20 protein-coding genes are annotated in these 21,486 nt (G+C 71.6%); 11 read left to right on the top strand and 9 right to left on the bottom strand.

Going from position 1 to position 21,486, the window contains the following annotated elements; translation table 11 throughout:
• Positions 1-12: 12 nt before the first annotated feature.
• Complete coding sequence (locus PVK37_RS09335; RefSeq protein WP_275033407.1) at positions 13-1,134, bottom strand: cysteine synthase family protein; 1,122 nt, start codon at positions 1,132-1,134, stop codon at positions 13-15.
• A gap of 224 nt (positions 1,135-1,358) precedes the next feature.
• Here PVK37_RS09335 and PVK37_RS09340 point away from each other — a divergent pair, with 224 nt between their 5' ends.
• From PVK37_RS09340 to PVK37_RS09350, 3 genes are all read left to right on the top strand, one after another.
• Positions 1,359-2,138, top strand: a complete 780-nt coding sequence (locus PVK37_RS09340) for a class I SAM-dependent methyltransferase (protein WP_275033408.1) — start codon at positions 1,359-1,361, stop codon at positions 2,136-2,138.
• Complete coding sequence (locus PVK37_RS09345; protein ID WP_275033409.1) at positions 2,135-3,358, top strand: ATP-grasp domain-containing protein; 1,224 nt, start codon at positions 2,135-2,137, stop codon at positions 3,356-3,358. Before PVK37_RS09340 ends, PVK37_RS09345 begins: the two co-directional genes overlap by 4 nt.
• A gap of 130 nt (positions 3,359-3,488) precedes the next feature.
• Positions 3,489-4,277 (top strand): class I SAM-dependent DNA methyltransferase, encoded by a 789-nt coding sequence (locus PVK37_RS09350; RefSeq protein ID WP_275033410.1) that lies wholly within the window; start codon positions 3,489-3,491, stop codon positions 4,275-4,277.
• On the opposite strand, the gene PVK37_RS09355 is transcribed toward PVK37_RS09350, so the two are convergent.
• Genes PVK37_RS09355 through PVK37_RS09370 form a run of 4 tightly spaced genes read right to left on the bottom strand, consistent with a single transcriptional unit; the run spans position 4,213 to position 9,661 of the window.
• Complete coding sequence (locus PVK37_RS09355; protein ID WP_275033411.1) at positions 4,213-5,037, bottom strand: ATP-binding cassette domain-containing protein; 825 nt, start codon at positions 5,035-5,037, stop codon at positions 4,213-4,215. The two genes, PVK37_RS09350 and PVK37_RS09355, sit on opposite strands and share 65 nt — an antisense overlap.
• A 3-nt stretch (positions 5,038-5,040) precedes the next feature.
• Positions 5,041-7,140, bottom strand: coding sequence for a dipeptide/oligopeptide/nickel ABC transporter permease/ATP-binding protein (locus PVK37_RS09360; RefSeq protein ID WP_275033412.1), 2,100 nt, complete (start codon positions 7,138-7,140; stop codon positions 5,041-5,043).
• Positions 7,137-8,108, bottom strand: a complete 972-nt coding sequence (locus PVK37_RS09365; RefSeq protein ID WP_275033413.1) for an ABC transporter permease — start codon at positions 8,106-8,108, stop codon at positions 7,137-7,139. Before PVK37_RS09365 ends, PVK37_RS09360 begins: the two co-directional genes overlap by 4 nt.
• Positions 8,105-9,661: an ABC transporter substrate-binding protein gene (locus tag PVK37_RS09370; RefSeq protein WP_275033414.1), complete on the bottom strand. Its 1,557-nt coding sequence runs from the start codon at positions 9,659-9,661 to the stop codon at positions 8,105-8,107. Before PVK37_RS09370 ends, PVK37_RS09365 begins: the two co-directional genes overlap by 4 nt.
• A 307-nt stretch (positions 9,662-9,968) precedes the next feature.
• Between PVK37_RS09370 and PVK37_RS09375 the strand changes: the two genes are divergently transcribed.
• From PVK37_RS09375 to PVK37_RS09395, 5 genes are all read left to right on the top strand, one after another.
• Positions 9,969-10,343: an ArsR/SmtB family transcription factor gene (locus PVK37_RS09375; RefSeq protein ID WP_275033415.1), complete on the top strand. Its 375-nt coding sequence runs from the start codon at positions 9,969-9,971 to the stop codon at positions 10,341-10,343.
• Entirely contained in the window at positions 10,340-10,846 is a 507-nt protein-coding gene (locus tag PVK37_RS09380) for an SRPBCC family protein (RefSeq protein ID WP_275033416.1), read from the top strand. Before PVK37_RS09375 ends, PVK37_RS09380 begins: the two co-directional genes overlap by 4 nt.
• Complete coding sequence (locus tag PVK37_RS09385) at positions 10,834-11,397, top strand: dihydrofolate reductase family protein (RefSeq protein WP_275033417.1); 564 nt, start codon at positions 10,834-10,836, stop codon at positions 11,395-11,397. Before PVK37_RS09380 ends, PVK37_RS09385 begins: the two co-directional genes overlap by 13 nt.
• A gap of 486 nt (positions 11,398-11,883) precedes the next feature.
• On the top strand, positions 11,884-13,335 hold the full coding sequence (locus tag PVK37_RS09390) for an alpha/beta hydrolase (protein ID WP_275033418.1): 1,452 nt from the start codon (positions 11,884-11,886) through the stop codon (positions 13,333-13,335).
• Between the two features lie 39 nt (positions 13,336-13,374).
• Positions 13,375-14,118: a helix-turn-helix domain-containing protein gene (locus PVK37_RS09395; protein ID WP_275033419.1), complete on the top strand. Its 744-nt coding sequence runs from the start codon at positions 13,375-13,377 to the stop codon at positions 14,116-14,118.
• 126 nt (positions 14,119-14,244) lie between these two features.
• Here the strand turns inward: PVK37_RS09395 and PVK37_RS09400 are convergent, their stop codons facing one another.
• A complete protein-coding gene (locus PVK37_RS09400) occupies positions 14,245-14,901 on the bottom strand; it encodes a TetR/AcrR family transcriptional regulator (RefSeq protein ID WP_275033420.1) in 657 nt (218 codons plus the stop codon).
• A gap of 80 nt (positions 14,902-14,981) precedes the next feature.
• Here PVK37_RS09400 and PVK37_RS09405 point away from each other — a divergent pair, with 80 nt between their 5' ends.
• Together PVK37_RS09405 and PVK37_RS09410 are read left to right on the top strand one after the other, a co-directional pair.
• Positions 14,982-15,929 carry an NAD(P)-dependent alcohol dehydrogenase gene (locus PVK37_RS09405; protein WP_275033421.1) on the top strand — a complete coding sequence of 316 codons (948 nt, stop codon included), beginning with the start codon at positions 14,982-14,984 and terminating at the stop codon, positions 15,927-15,929.
• A gap of 808 nt (positions 15,930-16,737) precedes the next feature.
• Positions 16,738-17,691: an acyl-CoA desaturase gene (locus PVK37_RS09410; protein WP_275033422.1), complete on the top strand. Its 954-nt coding sequence runs from the start codon at positions 16,738-16,740 to the stop codon at positions 17,689-17,691.
• A gap of 491 nt (positions 17,692-18,182) precedes the next feature.
• Here PVK37_RS09410 and PVK37_RS09415 read toward each other — a convergent pair whose 3' ends face one another.
• From PVK37_RS09415 to PVK37_RS09425, 3 genes are all read right to left on the bottom strand, one after another.
• Positions 18,183-18,914, bottom strand: a complete 732-nt coding sequence (locus PVK37_RS09415) for a GAF and ANTAR domain-containing protein (protein ID WP_275033423.1) — start codon at positions 18,912-18,914, stop codon at positions 18,183-18,185.
• A 49-nt stretch (positions 18,915-18,963) separates the two neighbouring features.
• Entirely contained in the window at positions 18,964-19,275 is a 312-nt protein-coding gene (locus PVK37_RS09420) for an ANTAR domain-containing protein (RefSeq protein WP_275033424.1), read from the bottom strand.
• Between the two features lie 191 nt (positions 19,276-19,466).
• A complete protein-coding gene (locus tag PVK37_RS09425) occupies positions 19,467-20,516 on the bottom strand; it encodes a fatty acid desaturase family protein (protein ID WP_275033425.1) in 1,050 nt (349 codons plus the stop codon).
• 475 nt (positions 20,517-20,991) lie between these two features.
• On the opposite strand from PVK37_RS09425, the gene PVK37_RS09430 reads away from it, so the two are divergent.
• Positions 20,992-21,291: a hypothetical protein gene (locus tag PVK37_RS09430; protein ID WP_275033426.1), complete on the top strand. Its 300-nt coding sequence runs from the start codon at positions 20,992-20,994 to the stop codon at positions 21,289-21,291.
• The last annotated feature ends 195 nt before the right edge of the window (positions 21,292-21,486 follow it).

Here is a 21,486-nt window from a genome sequence, read left to right on the forward strand (position 1 = left end):
GCCGGTCGGGGATCAGGGGCGCCGGCGGTGGGCGGTCGCGGTGGCCGGGGCGGCCGGGGTGGCCGGGGTGGCGGCCGGGGTGGTGGGTTCCCGGTGCGGCGGGGGCGGAAAACCGCGCCGCAGCCACGACATGGTCGACCAGGGCGGGCTCAGCTCGTCGAGGGTGACGATCTCGGCCGGTTCCAGCGTCCCCGCGTCGGGGGCCTCCCGGTGGCGGGCGAAGACCCGGTCGACGTAGCGGTGTCCGGTGTCGGCACCCACCACCAGGTGCACCCGCTCGGGATGCCGGCGGGCCTCCCAGCGGGCGGCGAGGTACGCCGCGCCGGTGGAGAGCCCGGCGAACACCGCGTGCCCGCGCATCAGCGCCACCGAACCGGCCATGGCGTGCTGGAAGGTCATCCAGTGCACCTGGTCGTACAGCTCGTGGCGGACGTTGTCGAAGGGGATGGCGCTGCCGATCCCGGCGATGATGGCCTCCGGGTCCTGGAAGCGTTCGCTGCCGAAGCTGACACTGCCGAACGGTTGGACGCCGACCAGCCGGGTGGTGGGGTCGTGCTCCCGCAGCGGCTGGACCAGTCCGGCGCTCGACGCGCCCGTGCCGACGCTGGCGACCACGGCGAGGGACGCCTCGGGCAGCGCGGCGCGCACCAGTCCGGCCAGTTCCGCGTAGCCCAGCCGGTGCACCGGGTCGTGGTACTGGCGCATCCAGTGCATCCGTGGGTCGGCGCGCAGGAGTTCCTGGACCCGGGCCACCCGTCGGTGCTGGTCGAGCCGCAGGTTCCGCTCGGGGGGCATCTGGTCCACGGTGGCACCGAGGATCTCCAGTTGGGACCGGAGGGCCGGGGTCACCGTGGTCGACGCCACGATGTGGCAGCGCAGTCCGTAGCGGTGGCAGACCATGGCCAGGGCGATCGCGTAGATGCCGCTGGAGCTGTCGACCACGGTGTCCCCGGGACGTACGGTTCCCGCTGCCAGCAGGGCCCGCACCGCCCCCAGCGCGGCGTACACCTTCAGGGTCTCGAAGCGGGCGAGCACCACGTTGTCCGACAGCCGGACCAGGGCCGGCGCCTTGATCGCGTCGGTGATGTGGGCATGCAGGGGTGGCCTGGTGGTCGACGTGCCCTCGGACGTCATCAGCGGGTCGCTCCTCAGATATGCATTGACCTCTATGAATGGGGAAAGCAGGGCTGCGCATTGGCGTGGCTCGGCCTGGTCGGCTACCAGAGTTGTCGCCCGGCGAAGGCGTCTGGTTCCAGCCGAACTCCTCGATCCGATTTCTTTCGACATTGACCGTGGGAACTTTCCCGGGATAGTGCGCGACCTGTGGTGCATCGGTCGTCACGCGAATGGGAGCTGCCGTGGAGTGGTACGAGGACGACACGTTCTGGGTGGACTTCGCGGGAGCGCTGTTCACCCCGCGACGCCGGCGTGAGGCGCGGACCTGGGTGACGACGTCCCCGCTGCTGGACACGGCCGCCGGCAGCAGGGTGCTCGACCTGGGCTGTGGACCGGGCACCTACGCGGTTCCCCTCGCCGAGCGGGGCGCCCGGGTCACCGGGGTGGACCTGAGCGCGGCGATGCTGGGCCGGGCCCGGGAGGCGGCCGAGGCGGCCGGCCGGCCGGTACGCCTGGTCCGCGCCGACATGCGGGAGTTCGTGGAAACCTGCTCCTACGACCTGGTCATCAGCATGTACACGTCCTTCGGCTACTTCCCCGACCCGGCACAGAACCAGCTCGTGCTGCGCAACGCGTGGCGCAGTCTGGTGCCGGGCGGCCGGCTGCTCGTCGACCTGTTCAGCAAGGAGGTCTTCGCCCGGTGGGCCGGCACCCCGAAGGCGGTCGAGGTCGACGGCGGCTGGCTGTTCATGCGGGACACCGTCCTCGACGACTGGACCCGGTTCCGCAGCGACTGGACCCTGGTGCGGGACGGCGTCGCCCGGCACGGATTCTTCGAACAGTTCGTCTACAGCGCCGCCGAGATCCGCTGGATGCTGACGGCCGCCGGGTTCGTCGACATCCGCTGCTTCGGTGGGTTCGCCGGAGAACCGTACGACAACCACGCGCAGCGGCTGCTCGTCCAGGCGACCCGCCCGACGGAAAGCGGAGCGAGCACGGCGACCGGGAGGGCCGGGGCGTGACCATCGTGCTGCTCGAGGCGCTCACCTTCGGCCTGGCCCGGCTGCGCGACGCCGCCACCGGGGCCGGACACCGGCTGTGCCTGCTCACCGGCGACCGGTCGGTCTACTCGTACGAACTGGACCGCCTCGGCCCGGACGACCTGACGGTGATCGACGTGGACACCACCGACGTGGCCGCCTGCGCCGCCGTCCTCGACCGGATCCCGGACCTGGCCGGGCTGGTCAACTCCACCGACACCTGGATGCTGCCCGGGGCCGAACTGGCCGAACGCTTCGGGCTGGCCACCCTCGGCCTGGACACCGCCCGTACCCTGCGCGACAAGGCCCGGGTCCGCACCCTGCTGCACGGGGCCGGGCTCAGCCGGGCCGGCGCGACCCGGGTGACACCGACTGCCGAGGCGGTCACCGCGGCGGCCACCACGATCGGCTACCCGCTCATCGTCAAGGACGCCGCCGGCACCTCGTCCCGGTCGGTCTGGCTGATCCGCGACGACGCCGACCGGGACCGGGCCGCCCGCCAGGTCCCGGACGCCACCCTGCTCGGCGGGCACCTGGTGGCCGAACCGTACTTCCCCGGCCCGGTCTACAGCGCCGAGACGATCAGTTGGCAGGGGCGGACCAGGCTGCTGGCGGTGGCCGTGCACATCCACACCCCCGAACCCGTCCGCCGGGAGGAGGCCGTCGCCCTGCCCGTCGCCCTGTCGCCCGACGAACTGGCGCGGCTGGAGACCTGGCTCGGCGACGTGCTCGCCACCGTCGGATTCTCCGGCGGCATGGCCCACACCGAGTTCGTCCAGACCTCCGACGGGCCGGAGGTCGTCGAGGTCAACGGACGTATCGCCGGGGCGGTCATCGGCGAGATGCTGTGCCGTTCCCTCGGGGTGAACGTCTACACCGCTGTCGTCGACACCGCCCTGAACCGGCGACCCCGACTACTGGACACGCCGCTGAACCCCGGCCCGGGGCACGGCATGGTCTTCCTGCACCCGCCGGCCCCGGGCCGACTCGCCGGCTGGCACGGACCCGAACGCCTGCCGATCTTCCCCGGCCGTCCCGAGTTCTTTCCGACCGCCCAGGTCGGGGACCGGATCGTCCACCTCGCCGACCAGCGGGGCTGTACCGCCCTGGTGCTGGCCGAGGGCCCCACCGCCGAACTGGGCCTCCATCGCGCGCTGGCCGCCGCCGGCACCGTCACCCACCGGATGCGCCCACTGGACTGACCGTCCGCCCCCGACCACCGCATGAGCCTGCTGGGACCGACCGTCCGCCCCACCCACCTGGACCGACCGTCCGCCCCCGACCCACCCACCTGGACCGACCGCCCGCACCCACCTCGACAGGAGCCGCCCCGTGACCACGTACGGACCGGAGACCTACGGCGAGCGCAACGCCGACGTCTACGACGAATGGCACGCCGACCTCGACCCGACCGACGCCGTGCGCTGCCTGACCGAGCTGATCGGGGACGGTCCGGCCGGACCCGTCCTGGAACTGGCCGTGGGCACCGGCCGGGTCACCATCCCCCTCGCCGAGCAGGGGATCGACCTGCGGGGCGTCGACTCGTCCGAGGCGATGGTGGCCCGGCTGCGGGCCAAACCCGGCGGGGAGCGGATCCCGGTGACCATCGGCGACATGGTCGACGTCGAGCCGGGCACCGACGACCGGTTCGCCATGGTCTTCGTCGTCTTCACCACGTTCTTCTTCCTGATGAACCAGGAGGACCAGGTGCGCTGCTTCGCCAACGTCGCGCGTCGGCTCGTGCCGGGCGGCCGGTTCGTCCTGGAGTGCGTGGTGCCCGACCTGGCCCGTTACCAGCGCAACCAGAGCGTCGACGCGCACCGGGTCGACCACGAGCACGTCCGCCTGGTCGCGGTGCGGCACGACCCGGTGAACCAGCGTTTCGACGGCCAGCACATCCTCATCGGCGGCGACGGGCAGGTCCGGTTGGCGCCGGTGTCGATGCGGTACGCCTGGCCGTCGGAACTCGACCTGATGGCCCGGATGGCGGGTCTGGAACGCCGGCACCGGTGGGGTGGCTGGCGGCGCGAACCGTACGTCGGCACCGGCACCCACGTCACCGTCTACGAGAAGCCGACCCAGCCGACCCAGCCGACCCAGCCGACCCAGCCGACCAGCTGACCGGGACGTCGATCGTGGGGGTCGCCGCCAGCAGCGCCCGGGTGTACGGGTGACGCGGGCCCGTGGTGACCTCCACGGTCGGCCCCTGCTCGACGATCCGGCCGGCCCGCATCACCGCGACCCGGTTCGCGAGCTGCCGCACCACGGCGAGATCGTGGGAGATGAACAGACACGCCAGGCCGAGCCGGTCCCGCAGGTCGCAGAGCAGGTTGAGGATCTTCGCCTGTACCGACACGTCGAGCGCCGTGACAGGCTCGTCGCAGACGAGCAGCCGGGGACCCAGGGCGATCGCGCGGGCGATCGCGACGCGCTGCTGCTGCCCCCCGGACAGGTGCCGGGGCCGACGGTCGCCGACCCCGGGATCGAGTCCGACGAGGTCCAGCAGCTCGTCCACCCGGGTCGCGCGGGTACGGGCGTCCCCGATCCGGTGGATCCGCAGCGGCTCGACGACCGCCTGCCGCACCGTCTGTCGGGGACCGAGGGTCAGGGACGGGTCCTGGAACACCATCTGGACCTGGCGTCGGTGCGTGCGCAGCGCCCGGCCCCGGAGGGCGTGCACGTCGGACCCGGCGAAGCGCACCACACCCACCGCCGGGCGGTGCAGCCCGGTGACCACCCGGGCCAGCGTGGTCTTCCCGCAGCCCGACTCGCCGACCAGCCCGACGATCTCACCCGGGTCGACGCGCATCGTGACGTCCTCGATCACGGTGCCACGACCCGCCCGCCGGTAGCCGGCGGTCACCCGCTCGATCTCCAGCATCGGTCACCTCCCGTCCGGTCCGGCGGCCGTGCCGGTGACCGGCACGGTCGTGTCGCGCGGCCGGGAACACGCCGACCGGTGTGCCGGGCCCAGCGTCACCGGCACCGGCTGGTGGTGCGCGCACGCCGGCACCACGCTCGGGCAACGGGCGGCGAACGCGCAGCCACCGCTGTCGTCCGGCCCGGTGCCCGAGCGTCCGGGCATGGTGCGGAACCGGGTGCCCGGTGCCGCGTCCGGACGGGGCACCGCGTCGAGCAGACCGCGCGTGTACGGGTGGTCCGGGTTCCCGACGATGCTGGCGAGTGGCCCCGACTCCACGATCCGGCCGGCGTACATCACCGCCACCCGGTCCGCCAGGCGGGTGACCACCGCGAGGTCGTGGCTGATCAGGATCATGGCCATATCCAGTTCGTCGCGGAGTCCGGTCAGCAGGTCGAGCAGTTGCGCCTGCACGGTGACGTCGAGGGCGGAGGTCGGTTCGTCGGCGACGAGCAGTTCCGGCTCACCGGCGATGGCGACGGCGATCTGCACCCGTTGGCGCATCCCGCCGGAGAGCTGGTGGGGAAACGCGCGGGCGGTCCCGGCCGGGTCGGGCAGACCGACCAGGCGCAGCAGCTCCTCGGTGACCCGGCGGGTGGTGGCGCGGCGTCCGCCCCGGCCGGCGTTGCGGACCGCCTCGTCGACGTGCGCGCCGATGGTCCGCACCGGGTTCAGCACGGCGAGGCTGTCCTGGAAGACCACGCCGACCCGGCGGTCGTGGCCCCGGCGGCCCTGGTGGTGTCGCTGGTGGGGTGGGTGTCCGACGAGCTGGCGGAACCCGTCGCCGGCCCGTAGGACTGCCGAGCCGGTGACGGTCGCGGCGGGGTCCAGCAGCCCGAAGGGGGCCAGCACGGCGGTGGTCTTGCCGCTTCCCGTCTCACCGACGACGGCCAGGATCTGCCCCCGCCGGACGTCGTAGGAGACGTCGGCGACGACACGGTGGGGTCCGCCGTCGCGCGGATAGGCGACCGACAGCCCCCGGACGCTCAGCAGACTGTCGTCCCCGGAAGAGATCCCCGTCGACGCGGCCGGCAGTCCGGTCAGCGCCGACCGGGCCGGGTGTCCCGTGTCCGGGTCGGCCGTCGTCGGGCGTACCGTCGCCGTCGCTGTGAGGGCCGCCGTCGTCGGGCGTGCGGTCACCGTCGGTGCTGCGGGGGCGTCCGGCGGTGCTGCGGGGTCTGCCGGCGGGGTGGCGGGGCGGGTGCGGCGGCGGGTCGGGAGCAGCCACCGCAGGATCGAGGGACGCTCGTCGCCGACCGCCAACCGCTCGCCGAGCAGGTTGCTCGCGAACACCACGGCGGTGATCGCGATGCCCGGTGGGTAGGCCAGCCACCAGGCGGAGGCGAGGAAGGGCCGGCCCTCGATGAGCATCTGACCCCACTCCGCCTGGGGTGGGGGGATGCCGAGGCCGAGGAAGCTCAGGGTGGCGACACCGAGGACGATCGTGCCCACGTCGGTGCTGGCGTACACCAGGCACGGGGCGAGAGCCGGTGGGAGCAGGTGCCGGCCGACGATGCGGGCCGGGCCGGCACCGAGCAGCCGCAGGGCGTCCAGGTGGGGACTGCCGCGCAGGCCGGCGACCCGGGCGCGGGCGATCCGGGCGTACGGTGCCCACGCCCACAGGCACAGCGCGATGACGAGGTTCTCCACGCCGGGACCCCGTACGCCGATGACCGCCAGCGCCACCAGCATGCCCGGCAGGGAGACGGCCGTGTCGACGAGCCGGGCGACGACCCGGTCCGGTACGCCGCCGAGGTAGCCGGCGACCGTGCCGACGACGACGCCGACGGTCATCGAGACGGCCAGCACCGCCGCGGCGACCGTCAGGGAGCTGCGTGCGCCGTACAGCAGCCGGCTGAGCTGGTCGCGGCCGAGCTGGTCGGTGCCGAGCAGGTGCTCCGCCGAGGGTGGCCGCAGGCTGGCCGCCAGATCGGTGGCCGTCGGATCGGCCGGGGCGAGCACCGGTGCCAGCAGCCCCACGAGCGCGAACCCGAGCAGGGGCAACGCCAACAGCACGGTACGGCCGGTCACCGGGACGCCCCGACGGCGCTGGACGGTGGTCATGCCGCCGCCGTCCGGCGACGGGACCGCGGGTCGACCAGGGCGTGCAGGACGTCGGCGAGCCGGTTGGCGAGGATGAATCCGCTGCCCAGCACGAGCGCGCTCGCCTGGAGTGCCGGGACGTCCCGCCCGGCGGCGGCCCGGACGAAGTACGCGCCGAGGCCGGGCCAGCCGAAGATCTGCTCCACCACCACCGTGCCCACCAGCATGCTGCCGACCGCGAAACCGGCGACGGACAGGATCGGCCCGGCGGCGTTGGGCAGGCCGTCGCGGAACACGATCGACAGCGGCCCGCTGCCCCGGGCCCGCGCCGCCAGCACGTACGGCTGGTCGAGGGCCTCGCGTAGGGTGACCGCCACGATCCGGCTGAGCGCGCCGGCCGCCGGTACGCCGAGCACCACCATCGGCAGCACCCACGTCGCGGGACCCGCCATGCCGGAGGTCGGCACCAGGTGCAGCCGCAGGGCCAGTACCAGCACGAGGAGGTAACTCAGCCAGAAGGCCGGTACCGAGGTGACCAGCAGGGCACCCACCCGCAGGGCTCCGCGGGGCAGGCCCCGGCCGAGCAGCGCCCCGGCGACGCCCACGCCCACCCCCAGCAGCACCGCGAGCACGGCGGAGCCGCCCACCAGCCCCAGCGTCACCCCGATCCGGTCGGCGACCTCCGGCCCGATCGGGGTGTTCGTCCGCAGCGACAGTCCGAAGTCACCGGTGGCCACGTCGGCGAGCCAGCGCAGGTACCGCACCGGCGCGGGCGCGTCCAGGCCCAGCTCGGCGCGGACGGCCTCGATCTGGTCGGGTGTCGCGGCCCGGCCGGCCCGGGTCGCGGCCAGGACCGCCGCCGGGTCACCGCGGGCCAGCAGGACGAGCGCGAACGTACCGGCGGAGAGCGCGAGGAGCACACCGGCCGTGTCGACGGCCCACCGCGCGAGGTAGCCACCGGCGGAGCGCAGCCGCACCGACGTCCTCACCTGACGGTGACCCCGGTGAGTGCCAGGTCCACGTCGGTGGGCGGAACCGAGAAACCCTGCACCGCGCTCCGGACGGCCCACAACCGTGGCCGGTAGACCAGCGGTACGAATCCGGCGTCGGCGGCGACCGCGTCGTACAGGTTCCGGTAGGCCGCCGCCCGCGTGGCGGGGTCGCGGGCGAACAGTGCCCGGTCCACCAGGTCCTCGACGGCCGGCGTGGCCCACAGGGGTGCCCGCGCCGAACTCGTGAACAGCGACACGACCGAACTGGACGGGTCGTAGGGCGCCCCGAGGGTCTCGAAGAAGGTGAGGTCGTAGCGGGCCTCGGCCCGTTCGTCGTAGTAGGCGGCGGCGTCGACCGGGACGATCTCGACGGTGATACCGACCTGGCCGAGGGAGGCGGCGATCGCCGAGGCCATGGTGCGCGGGTCGAGCTGCCCCTCGGCCGGGGTCGCCGGGATCAGCAGCCGCAGCGAGAGCCGCTTGCCGTCCTTCACCCGACCTTCGCCCTGGGGGCGGTAGCCGGCGGTGTCCAGGACGCGGCGCGCCGCCGCCTGGTCGAAGCCGGGCGGCAGATCGGTGCCGGAGTCCGGCACGTCCGGTGGGAACACCCGGCGGGCCGGCTCCGCGTAGCCCAGGAGCAGGGTCTTCGCCAGGGCGGTGGTGTCGACCGCCCGGATCACCGCCTCGCGTACCGCCCGGTCACCGGCCGGGCCGTCCGGGTTGAACCCGAGCATGATCGAGACGTCCGGTGTGCCGGTGAGCAGCCTGACGTCGTCCCGCCCGTCGAGGGACTTCGCCTCGACCGGGGTGATCGGGGCCAGGTAACCGCCGCCGATCAGGTCGATCTCACCGTTGGTGAGGGCGTCGACGCGGGCCTGGGAGTCCGGGATCACCGTGAACTCGAGGCGCTCCAGCCGCGGCTTCTCCCCCCAGTGGTCGTCGTTGCGGGCCAGCACCGCGCCGGTGGCGCTGTTGGAGACGAGCTTCCACGCGCCGGTGCCCACCGGGTTCTGGAACGTCCCGTCGGCGGCCACCGACTTCGGGCTGAGCAGCCGGACCGGCCGGACGATCGACAGTTCCTGCAACAGCGGCTCGTACGGCTCGGACAGCGTCAGCACCACGGTGTCCGGGTCGGCGGCCCGCACCGAGGTGATGACCTTCGCGGCCCGGAAGAACGAGAAGCGCTCGTTCCCCACCCACCGGTCGAAGTTCCACTTGACGGCGGCGGCGTCGAGTGGTGAACCGTCGGTGAACCGGACCCCGTCGCGCAGGTCGAAGGTCACCTGCCGGCCGTCCGGGGCGACGGTCCACGACTCCGCCAGACCCGGTTCCAGCCGCCCGTCCTCGCCGTAGCCGACCAGTGGCTCGTAGAGGGCGTCGAGCATCAGGAAGTTGCCGGTGAACGCGTGCGGATCCAGCGCGCCCGACTCGGCGCTCAACCCGATGCGCAGCGTCGTGGACGAGGTGGCGTCGCCGGAATCGGAGCTGCACGCGCTGGTCAGCGCGATCGACAGGGCGAGGGCAGCAACGAGCGGACGTGGTCGCGGCACCGGGTTCTCCTGATGGTCGACAGTGGAGGAGCGGTGGGTGACGGGGGCACCCGGCTGAGTAGTCGGGAGCACGCACCGGTTGGTTCCCGGCGATGTCCGTCGGCAGGGACGGCGTCGTGCGCCACGAGATCCGCGACAAGCGGGCCAACGAGGTCAAGAGCACCGATTATCGAGACGTCGATCTCGACATCAACTGGGAGCCGGTGCTCACCTTCGGGCAGTGGGAGTCCATCGCCCGGTACGACCGTGAGGCGACACAGGCCCTAGTGCTACGCTTAACATGTTGGTTAAGTGAAGGGGGCCTGCGATGGCTGGCACCGATCAGCTCAGCGCGGTGTTCTCGGCCCTCGCCGACCCGACCCGACGGGCGATCATCGCCGAGCTGGCCGCACGCGACGCCACGGTCACCGAGCTCACCGCTCCGCTGTCGATCTCGATGCCGGCGGTGTCACGGCACCTGAAAGTGCTCGAACGCGCCGCGCTCATCTCGCGGTCACGGTCGGGTAGATGGCGCGCGAGCCACCTCGAAGCCGCCCCGCTGCGTGAGGCGGCCGACTGGATCGAGCGGTACCGGCGGTTCTGGGACTCGTCCCTCACCCGCCTCGATGCCCACCTCGCCGCGGTGCAGGCGGCCGGACCGGTGACGGACGGCCCGGCCGGCGACCCCAGGGAGCCCGAATGAACACCGAAACCCCGCAGCTCGCCGTCTCCCGCGTGTTCGACGCGCCGCGGCAGCTCGTCTACCGGGCCTTCACCGATCCCGACCACCTGGCGGCGTGGTGGGGCCCGACCGGCAACTCACTGCCGCGCGACACGATCGAGTTCGACGTACGCCCCGGCGGCTACCAACGGTGGACGGAGGTCAACGCAGCCGACCCCCGCCTTCGCGTACACGTCCACATCGACCTCACCGACGTCGTGGACGGCGAACTGCTCGAAGGCGTCATGCGCGTCGGCGGCCGGCTGCAGGAGGGCATCGAACCGTTCGAGACGAGGCTGCGGGTCGAGTTCCACGACGAGGCCGACGGCCGGACCCGACTCGAGATCCGCCAGTGGCTCCCCGGGCACCTGGCGCACCCCAGCGAGGAAGGCTGGCACCAGGCGTTCACCAAGCTGGACGCCGCACTGACGAACTCCCAGGCTGTCGCAATGAATCACCGAGGGGTACAGGTATGGCCAAGTTGATCTACGTGACGAACGTGTCGCTCGACGGCTACATCGAGGACGAACGCGGAGTCTTCGCCTGGCTTCCACCCGACGACGAGGTGTTCGCCTTCACCACCGACCTCGTGCGGTCCGTAGGCACCTTCCTCTACGGGCGACGACTGTACGAGTCGATGGCCGTCTGGGAGACCGACGCCGCGCTGGCCACCCGGTCCGACCTCGCGGCCGACTTCGCGAGCGTCTGGCAGGCGGCGAGCAAAGTCGTGTACTCCACGACCCTCAGCGCGGTGTCAACCGCCGACACCCGGCTCGAACGCCGGTTCGACCCCGCCGCGGTACGGGAACTGAAGGCCGCCGCCAGCAGCGACCTCACCATAGGAGGTGCCCACCTCGCGGCCCAGGCATTCCAGGCCGGGCTGGTCGACGAGTGCCAACTGCTCGTCTGGCCCGTGGTCGTCGGCGGCGGCAAGCCAGGGCTGCCGACCGGCATGCGCGTCGACCTCGAACTCCTCGACGAGCGCCGATTCCGCAACGGCGTCCTCCACCTCCGCTACCGCGCTCCCGGACAGTGAACGACAGTCCGGCCTGACCGCCGGCGGTTGCATGACAGGCGCAGCGCCGACGCCGGATGCGGCCGGCTGCGCCTCCCCGGAAACCCTCGTCGAGGAGGGCGCGTTGAGCGTGACCCCAGATCAGGCGGTCCGCAAAGCCCTCTGCGTCGCCGCCAACGCCTCGGCGAACGCGCCTGGACCGTCTTCACCCGCCGGGCACCGCACACCGGTGGCCCGGATGTGTGCCGCCTCGGCCGGCGACCCGGCGTCCCCGGCACCGTTGGCGACCCGAACCGGGCGCGTGCGGGACCGACGCCGGGTCAGCCACCAGACGATCGCGGTGATGACGACAAGCCCGGCGCTGAGCACGAGGTTCCCTGTCGAGCCGACCGTTTGACCATGCCCCGAGGGCACGGGTTCGGATGGGGGCGAGCCCGCTGAGGGCGGGTCGGACAGGAGGCGAGAACGGTGCGAAGACGCGGTGTTGCCCTGGCGGGAGTACTCGGCATGGTCGGTACCCTGGTCGCGGTCATTCCGGCGGCGGGGCAGTCGGCGACGGGGAAGCCCGTGGCGGGGCTGGTGTGGGCGGCGTGTCCGGAGGATGTGGTGGTGCCGCCGACGGTGCAGCTGCCGGTGCAGTGCGCGAAGGTACCGGTTCCGTTGGACTACCGTGACCCGGACGGCACCCAGATCGAGCTCATGGTGTCGCGGATCGCCAGCACGAAGCCGGAGAAGCGGCGCGGCGTGCTGATGTTCAACCCGGGCGGGCCGGGCGGTACCGGGCTGGACCAGCCGGCCTTCCTGGTCTCGAAGGGGCTGCCGACCGGCGTCACGGACGCCTACGACCTGATCGGCATGGACACCCGGGGCGTCGGGCACTCGGCACCGGTGAGCTGCGGTTTCACCGCCGACGACGGCTACTGGGCCAACATCCCGCCGTACGCGTCCGACGACGCGGCCGTCACCCGGCAGGCGGAGATCGCCAGGGACGTCGCCGAACGCTGCGCAGCCAACGACACCGACGGGCGGCTGCGCCACCTGAGTACCGCCAACATGGCCCGTGACCTGGACCGGATTCGCGCCGCCCTGGGCGAGGAGAAAGCCAGCTTCTACGGGGCGTCCTACGGCTCGGCACTGGGTGCCGCGTACACCTCGATGTTCCCGGACACCACCGACCGGGTCGTGCTGGACAGCATCATCGGCGACACCCATCTCGACCGGGCCGGACTGCGCCGGTTCGCGCTCGGTATGGAACAGACGTTCCCCGACTTCGCGAAGTGGGCGGCGGCGCGGCACGAGTCCTACGGCCTGGGTCGCACCCCGCAGCAGGTACGCCGGACCTACCTCACCCTCGCCGAACGGCTCGACAGGACGCCCACCCCCGACGGGCTCACCGGTGCCCTTCTCCGGCAGATCACCTTCGGCTCTCTCTACAACGAGATCCAGTACCCGAACCTCGCGCGGATCTGGCAGACCTACCTGGACCCCGGTGAGGCGTCGCGGGCGAAGGCGGCGACCGCACCCAACCCGCAGGACAACGCCCTCACCGTGTTCCTCGCCGTCACCTGCAACGACGTCGAGTGGCCCGAGGACGTGGACACCTACCGGCGGGCTGTCGCGCAGGACCGGAAGCGGTTCCCGCTGTTCGGCGCGGCCAGCGCCAACATCACCCCCTGCGCCTTCTGGAAGCACGAGCCGGCCGAGCCGCCCGTCGCGGTGAACGACAAGGGCCGGCGCAACGTGCTGATCCTGCAGAACCGGCACGACCCGGTCACCCCGCTCGCGGGTGGCAGGCTGCTGCGGGAGAAGTTCGAGGAGCGCTCCCGGCTGGTGACCGTCAACGAGAGCGGGCACGGCGTCTACGTGCTCGGCGGCAACGCCTGTGCGCTGAACCTCACCACGACGTACCTGGTAGATGGCAAGATGCCGGCCGGCGACCGGACCTGCCAGCGCGGCTGACGTTGACTGTGCCCCCGGGGCACGGTGTGCAATGACGGCATGCGGAACGGGGGCGGCTGGAGCACGCGTGAGCTGGCCGAGATTGCCGGCACCACGCTGAAGGCGGTGCGGCACTACCACCGGATCGGGCTGCTGGAGGAGCCCGAGCGGGCGGTCAACGGCTACAAGCAGTACCAGACCAGGCATCTCGTCCGGTTGCTGCGGATCCGACGCCTGGCGGACCTGGGTGTGCCGCTGGCCGACATCGCCGCGGTGGAGAGCTCGGTCGAGGGCGCGGAACAGACGTTCCGCGCCCTCGACGCCGAACTGGCCGCCAGCATCGAACGCCAGCAGCGGATCCGCGAGGAACTGGCGGGAATCCTCCGGCAACCCGACCGCACCGACCTGCCGCCGGGCTTCGGTCACCTCGCTGGCGACCTGTCCGAGGCTGAACGGGCGTTCCTGCTCGTCTGCTCGCGGGTCCTCGATCCGCAGGTGCTGGACACCCTGCGGGAGACGTACACCTCTACCCCCACCGCCGCCGGAAAGGATCTCGATGCGCTGACCGAGGACGCGAGTGAGGAGACCCGGCAGAACCTGGCCGAGCGGCTCGCCCCCGACATCGACCGCGACCGGCAGAAGCATCCACGCCTGCGGGAGCTGGCGGAGCAGGGTGCGGCGGGCCGTGGGCCACGCAACTGGCTGGTCTTCCTCCGGGCGGTCGTCGAGTTGTACAACCCCGCGCAGATCGACGTCCTGCAGCGCGTCAACGTCATCCTCGACCGGGACGAACCGGGCGGGTGAAACCCGCCCGGCCGGGAGACCGTCGGTCGGTCGTGCGCCCGTGAGGCCGGCCATGCCATGTCGTACGGGCGATCCGCTCGACGTCGACGGACCGGCGGAGGCGGCCGGGTGGCAGGCGCCGCCGGATCACCCCGAGTTGTCCGGGCGGCCGAGCCGCTCCTCGAGTCCGTCGAGGATCAGCCCGAGCCCGTAGTCGAACTCGTCGGCGTATTCGTAGCCCCTGCCGACGACCAGCTCGGTGACCATCTCGGTCAGGTAGGGGTAGGTGTCGGCGGGGAGCCCGAGCTCCGACACGAACTCGTCGACCCCCTCGCCGGATTGCAGGGGCAGGTTGAGTTCGGTCTGCACGAAGCCGTAGACGTAGGCGTCGATCGCGGAGAAGGCATGGGCGGCCAGTGCGACCGGGAAGCCGTTGCGCCGCAGGCAACCCAGGACCGTGTCGTGGTGTCGCAGCAGTGCCCGGCCGGGGGTACGGCGTGACTCGACCAGGCTGAGCGCCCACGGGTGCCGGGACAGCACGCTTCGCGCCGAGGCGGCCCGGTCGGTCATGGCCGGTCGCCAGGGCCGGTCGGGGGTGGGCAGTTCGATCCCGGTGAAGATCCAGTCCGCCAGCCCGTCGAGCAGGTCGTCCTTGCCGGCGACGTGGTGGTAGAGCGACATCGCCTCGACGCCGAGCTCCTTGCCGACGTTGCGCATGCTCACTCCACCGAGGCCGGCGCGGTCGGCGACGCGGGCGGCGGCCTCGATGACGCGGTCACGGGTCAAGGCCGGTCGGTTGGTCATGTCACCTCGTTCGACTCTTGCAGCCTTACAGGCGTAAGGATACCGTACGAGGCGTTGACTTACATGTGTAAGGGAGAGCCATGCGGGCAGCGGTCATCGACAGGTACGGCACACCGGATGTCGTACGCATCACCGACGTACCCACCCCGACGCCCCGGGCCGACGAGGTGCTCGTCCGGGTCGTCGCCACGGCGGTCACCGCAGCCGACTCCCGCATCCGTGCCGCCCGCTTCCCGAAGGGGTTCGCGCCCTTCGCCCGACTGGCGTTCGGCGCGTCCCGGCCCCGGCGGACGATCCTCGGCGGTGTGTTCTCCGGCCGGGTCGAAGCCGTCGGCGCGACGGTCACCGGTCTCTCTCCCGGCGACGAGGTGTGTGGCATGACGGGAGTCCGGCTCGGCGCGCACGCGCAGTACGTGGTCGTCCCGGCGAAGAGGATCGTCCGCAAGCCGGCGAAGGTGACCCACGAGGACGCAGCCGGGGTGCTCTTCGGCGGCACGACCGCGCTGTACTTCCTCCGCGACAGGGCCGCCGTGCGCCCGGGGCAGTCCGTGCTGGTCAACGGCGCGTCCGGGGCGATCGGCACCAACGCCGTACAACTGGCCAGGCACTTCGGGGCGAGCGTCACCGCCGTGACCAGCACCCGGAACAACCGCCTGGTCACCGAGCTCGGCGCAGACCGGGTCATCGACTACACCACCACCGACCTGGCCGACGTGCCCGACCGCTTCGACGTCGTCCTCGACACCGTGGGCAACCTGTCGCCCGCGTCCGGGAGGCGACTACTCACCGACAAGGGTGTGCTCCTGCTCGCCGCGGCCGACCTGTGGGCGACCGTCCGCGCCCGCGGTGCCGTCAAGGCCGGTGCCGCGCCGGAGCGGGTCGAGGACATCGAACTCCTGCTGCTGATGGTGGCCGACGGCGAACTGAGCGCGGTCGTCGACCGGGTCTGCGATCTCGACGGGATCGCGGCGGCCCACCAACGCGTCGACTCCGGCCGCAAGGTCGGCAACATCATCGTCCGGCCGTAGGGCGCGCCCCGGTCGCGGGAGGATCCTGCGCTGCGCCCTGCCACCCCGGGTGAACCCCCAGGTCGCGAGACTGGGCACTCGCGCCCTCGTAGCTCAGGGGGTAGAGCATCGGTTCCCTAACCCGACGCTCCGCCTGTCCCGGTCGGCTGATCACCTGCAGCGTTCTGCATTCTTCCCACGTTCGCCTGTCGCTCCGCAGCGATGCTGTGGTCTGCTGCGGAAGATCAGCAAGCCGCGTTTGTCCTGTTCATGCGAGCAGTTCGGCGGGACTGGGCGAGCCGCGGCTGGCGACGGCGTCGGCGCTGCCGCCAGTCTCGCCTCGTCGGTTCCTGCTACGGCTCACCTCAGGCGCAGAGACCGTCGCGATGGCGTACGTCAAGGGGCGCAACCTCGCCGACATTCTCGCCCCCGGAGCCACTACGCCCGCTGCGACAACCGGCAACCGACCGACGTGGCCCACGCCTTCGTCACCAAGCGGGCCATGCTGGCGCCACATTTGTACTCCTGAGGGCGCGCCTGTTCTGGCCGGGCCGTTCGTGACCACCACGACCTCACCGCCACCTCGGAGGTATCACGGCAAAGTCGAGACGGGCGGTGTTTCGCCCGGTAACTGAAGGGCATCTCTGTATCGGGGTCATCGACTCCAACGTTGCGCCGGCAACGCGGTGCCTTCTACCGCAAAGCCAGCGGACGGCTGCCCAGACCTCGCGGCCTTCCCCTCGTCAGTCCTCCAGTTCGGGATCACACGCTGGAGCGCTCCGCAGCGGGCGTATGTGATCATCGGACCAGCCCCGGAAGGTATGTGGTGATGAGCGTAGAATTGTCCGCCGTCCGCGCGAGTACGCCCCGTCCGGCGCCGAAGCCGCTGATCGAGGGCACCCAGTCGGCCGGCTCCCTGGTGATGTTGTGGGTATTCCTGGTGCTGCCGGTCGCGGCGCTGATCGCGGCGGTGCCGCTGGCCTGGGGCCGAGGTCTGTCCGGGCTGGACGCCTCGATGGCCGTCGTAGGGTACGTGATCGCGATGGCCGGTGCGACCGTCGGGTTCCACCGGCACCTGACCCACGGATCGTTCAAGGCCCGCCGCGGCCTGCGCATCGCGCTGGCGGTGGCCGGCAGTCTCGCCGTGCAGGGCACCCCGACCAAGTGGGTGGCCGACCATCGCCGCCATCACGCGTTCACCGACCGGGAGGGAGATCCCCATTCGCCGTGGCGCTACGGCACCGGTGTCGCCGCGCTGGTCAAGGGGCTGCTCCACTCCCACCTTGGCTGGTTGCTGAATCGGGAGATCACCAACAAGGCCCGCTTCGCCCCTGACCTGCTCGCCGACCGCGACATCCGGGTCGTGGACCGACTGTTCGGACCGTTGGTGGCCGCGTCGCTGCTGCTCCCGGCGGTGATCGGCGGCCTCGTCAGCGGCTCGTGGACCGGAGCGTTGACCGGGTTCTTCTGGGCCGGGCTGGTCCGCATGGCGGTGGTGCACCATGTCACCTGGTCGGTCAACTCGATCTGTCACGTCGTGGGTCAGCGTCCCTTCATCAGCAAGGACAAGGCCACGAACTTCTGGCCGCTGGCGGTCCTGTCGTTCGGGGAGAGTTGGCACAACTCCCACCACGCCGACCCCACCGGCGCCCGCCACGGGGTGCTGCGCGGTCAGATCGATCCCGCCGCCCGGCTGATCTGGCTCTTCGAGAAGCTCGGCTGGGCCCACGACGTCCGCTGGCCCGACGCGGCACGCCTCGCCGCCCGCCGCACCAACCCGTAACCGCCCGAGAGCGTCGCCGACCCGGCCCGAGAGACACCTCGTACCAGGATGCCCGCCGGCACCGATGGCAGCCGTCATCCGGGCGGGCGGCGAGCACCCAGGACAACGACGCCTGCCTGTGCCAAGGCGCATCCCACGCCCTACCTTCCTCGCCGGAGGAAACCATGAACGAGCGTCACACCGTCATCCGCAGCCTGCACGACGTCGGAGCCGCCCTGTGGCTCGGCGGATCCCTGATGGGCGCAGTCGGCCTCAACGGGGCGTCCGGGGCCGTCAGCAACCCCGACGAACGCGCTCACATCGCCTCGGTGGGGTGGACGAAATGGGCACCGGTCTCCGCCGCCGCGATCGGCGCGCACCTGATCGGCGGCACCGGTCTGCTGATCACGAACCGGCGCCGTGCCAGGACCCAGGCTGGTGTCACCGCGAACACCGCCGTCAAGACGGCGCTGACCCTCGCCGCGGACCGCCGTCGGCCGGGTAGGCGGCCGCTACGCGTCGAGGATGTGGGCGAGCATCGCGGGATCGCTGAGGACGCCGTGGGCCACCTCGGTCAGTTTGCGGCGGTGACGGCGGGCGTAGCCGCGGATGGCGGCGAACGCCTCGTCGACATCGAGGCCGGTCGCCTGCGCGACCGCCCCCTTGGCCTGCTCGATGACGATGCGGCTGTTCAACGCGCCCTGCAACTGCTCGGTCAGGAGTTCACCCCGGCGGATGGCGCGCTCCTGCAGCAGTCCGATCGCGGCGACGTCCGCCAGGGCCTGCATGACCGGCACATCGGTGCCCGCGAAATCGCCGCCCTTGGTGTCACCGAAGACGTTCAAGGCCCCGATCACCTGCGTGCGCAGCCGTAGCGGGAACGCGTGCACCGATTGGAAACCCGCCGCGGTGGCCCGGGGCGCGAACCGGGGCCACCGGCCGCTAGCCTCGGCCAGATCGACATTGATGACGGGCGCGCCGGTCCGGAAGGCTTCCTGGCAGGGACCCTCGTGGGTCTGCAGCTGGAACAGCTCCACAAGTTTGACGTTCTCGTTCGAGCCCGCCATGAACTCGAGCCGGCCGTCCCGGCCGGCGAGGACGAGCCCCACCGCCGCCGCGCTGACCAGGTTGGCCGCCCGATCGGTGAGCATGTGCAGGAAGTCCATCAGGTCGAAGTCGTCCACCAGAGTGTCGGCGACCTCGACGAAGATCGTCGCCATCCGTTCGGCTGAGACGATGGTCATGCTTGCCTCCCGGCTTGTCCGACTGTGCGCGGTCATGGGGTACTCCGGCTCACGGCCCGTCGGGGTCGAGCCGCAGCCGGCGCGCGACGATGTCCCGGGCCACGTCGCTGAGGCGGCGGTTCTCCGCGTAGGCGTGGGCACGGATGCGCGCCATCGCCTGCCCGAGGGGGATCCCGAGCTGCACCATGACCATGCCCTGAGCTTGGAACAACTCCGCACGGTACTCGCCCGCGTCGTCGTCGATGTCGGCGATGCCGCTGCTCTCCGCCTGTTCCTGCCGGTCGAGCAGGGCGGTCACCGTGATGTCGGCGAAGGTGAGGGCGTCGGCGAACTCCGCGGGCGGTTCGGCGATCCCGGGCATGAGGCTTCGACGGAGGGGAAGACCATGGCCTTCTTGCGAAGAGCACTGATGAGCCCGGCCGAGCGGCGGTTGGTGCACGCTGCTCCAGAGCCGGCGCCTGAGTGAAGCCCCGTTCCTTGGCGAGCACGTGTAGCCGATCGCGGGGTCCTGCGGAGGCTGGTGCACGAGGGCAGAGGCGCTCGGCGCCTCGTTCACGGAGGCGGCGTGGCGGAGTCCGTTCGTGGTTCACCGGATCCGACGCCGTGCAGGTGGCGTAGCGCCTCCGCCCAGGAGCGGACCAGGCTGGTTTCGTGGTAGTCGATGTCGTGCTCGGCGCAGAACCGCCGGATCAGCGGGCGGGCGCGGCGCAGGTTGGGGCACGGCATGCTCGGGAACAGATGGTGTTCGATCTGATAGTTCAGGCCGCCGAGCACCACGTCGACGAAACGCCCACCCCGGACGTTGCGGGACGTGAGGACCTGCCGCCGGAGGTAGTCCAGGTTGTCGTCGGCGCCGAGGATCGGCATGCCCTTGTGATTCGGGGCGAAGGAGCAGCCGAGGTACAGGCCGAGCGCGCCCTGGTTGACGAGGATGAAGGCGACCGCCTGCGCGGGGCTGAGGACCAGGAACACGGCGGCGAGGTAGCCGCCGAGGTGCAGGGCCAGCAGTCCGGCTTCGACGGGCCGATGCGCGATCCGGCGCGGGCCGAGGACGGCCCGCACGCTGTTGGCGTGCAGGTGCAGGGCCTCCAGCAGGAGCAGCGGAAAGAACAGGTACGCCTGGTGACGTGCCACGAGCGCGCCGAAGCCACGCCGGCTGCGCGCCTGGCCGACGGTGAACGACAGGGGCGCCACGGTGATGTCGGGGTCCCTGCCCTCGGTGTTCGGGTGGGCGTGGTGCCGGTTGTGCTTGTCCACCCACCAGCCGTAGCTGAGCCCGGTCAACAGGTTGCCGTGGATGAGGCCGATCAGATCGTTCGCCCGGCGCGAACGGGCGATCTGCCGGTGCCCCGCGTCGTGACCGATGAATCCGGCCTGCGCGAAGACCACCGCGAGGGCCACCGCGACGCCGAGTTGCCACCACGACTCACCCAACCGGGCGAACAGCATCCAGAGTCCGCCGAAGGAACCGGCGACGAGGCCGATCCGCACCGCGTAGTAACCGCGCCGCCGATCGAGTAGACCCGCCGCGCGGACCTGGCGGGACAGATCGGCGTAGTCACTGCCCCGCTGACGGCCAGCGTCAAGGCTGATGTCGCTCATATAGCTCCCGCTGCTCCGCGCGCCTCCCGGGTCGCGACCGAGTCGTCGAACGTCAGGTCACGGCCCGCTGGCTGTACTCGCCGAACCCGATCTCACGGTGCGCTCCCTTCCCGCCCGCAGTTCCGGCCGACTCGCCTGCCTCGTCGCCTTCAGTCTGACCCGACCGCTGGGCCGCCCGAGGCCGATCGCGGCGATTGCGAGCCAGTGTGACCGAGGCGCGCCCGACGAGGAATGGAACCCCGTGCGGACAGGTGTAACGGATGGACCCCTGTGTCGTGTTTGCGGCGATCGCGGTGGGGGTACTTCACCTGTTGCGCCAGACCGTCGCGCACGGCGACGTTTCGCGCCTCCCGATGGGTCACCCGGAATCCCGTGATCCGACTCTTCTCGATCTCGAGCCCTATGCATGCGCGCCAGAAGAAGCAGACCTCAGCGTCCCCCACCCTGCGCGTACCCCGATAAACAGGAGCTGTCCATGACCTCGTCCCCCGTCTCAACCAACCAGCGCGACATCAACGCCGCCGAGCGGCGTCGCGGCCACAGCGAAACGAAGCCGGCCTTCAAGACCACCGAATTCATCGCGTACCTGGTCATCGTCCTCGGTGTACTCATCGCCTCCCTCGTGGTCGACGGCAACGGCAACGGCGACAACGGCGCCGGCGGCGACTTCTTCCGCGCCGACCGCGCCTGGCTCTACGTCACCATGCTGACCATCGGCTACATGGTCAGCCGCGGCCTGGCCAAGGCCGGCAGCCGCTCCTCCCACGACGCCTGATCCACCGCACCGCACCGCCCGGTCACTACGTGTGACCGGGCGGTGCGCGTCGGCGACGCCGCCGTTACGCACCGGAGCGTTGCTGGCGACCCGGCCAGGACGAGGATGGTGGTGCTGTCTCAGCGGCAGGGGGCACCACCAGGAGCATCGGACGCACTGTTCCCGCCTATGTACCCCATGGCCGGGCGCCTATGG

It is taken from the genome of Micromonospora cathayae (assembly GCF_028993575.1).
Lineage (GTDB): Bacteria > Actinomycetota > Actinomycetes > Mycobacteriales > Micromonosporaceae > Micromonospora > Micromonospora cathayae.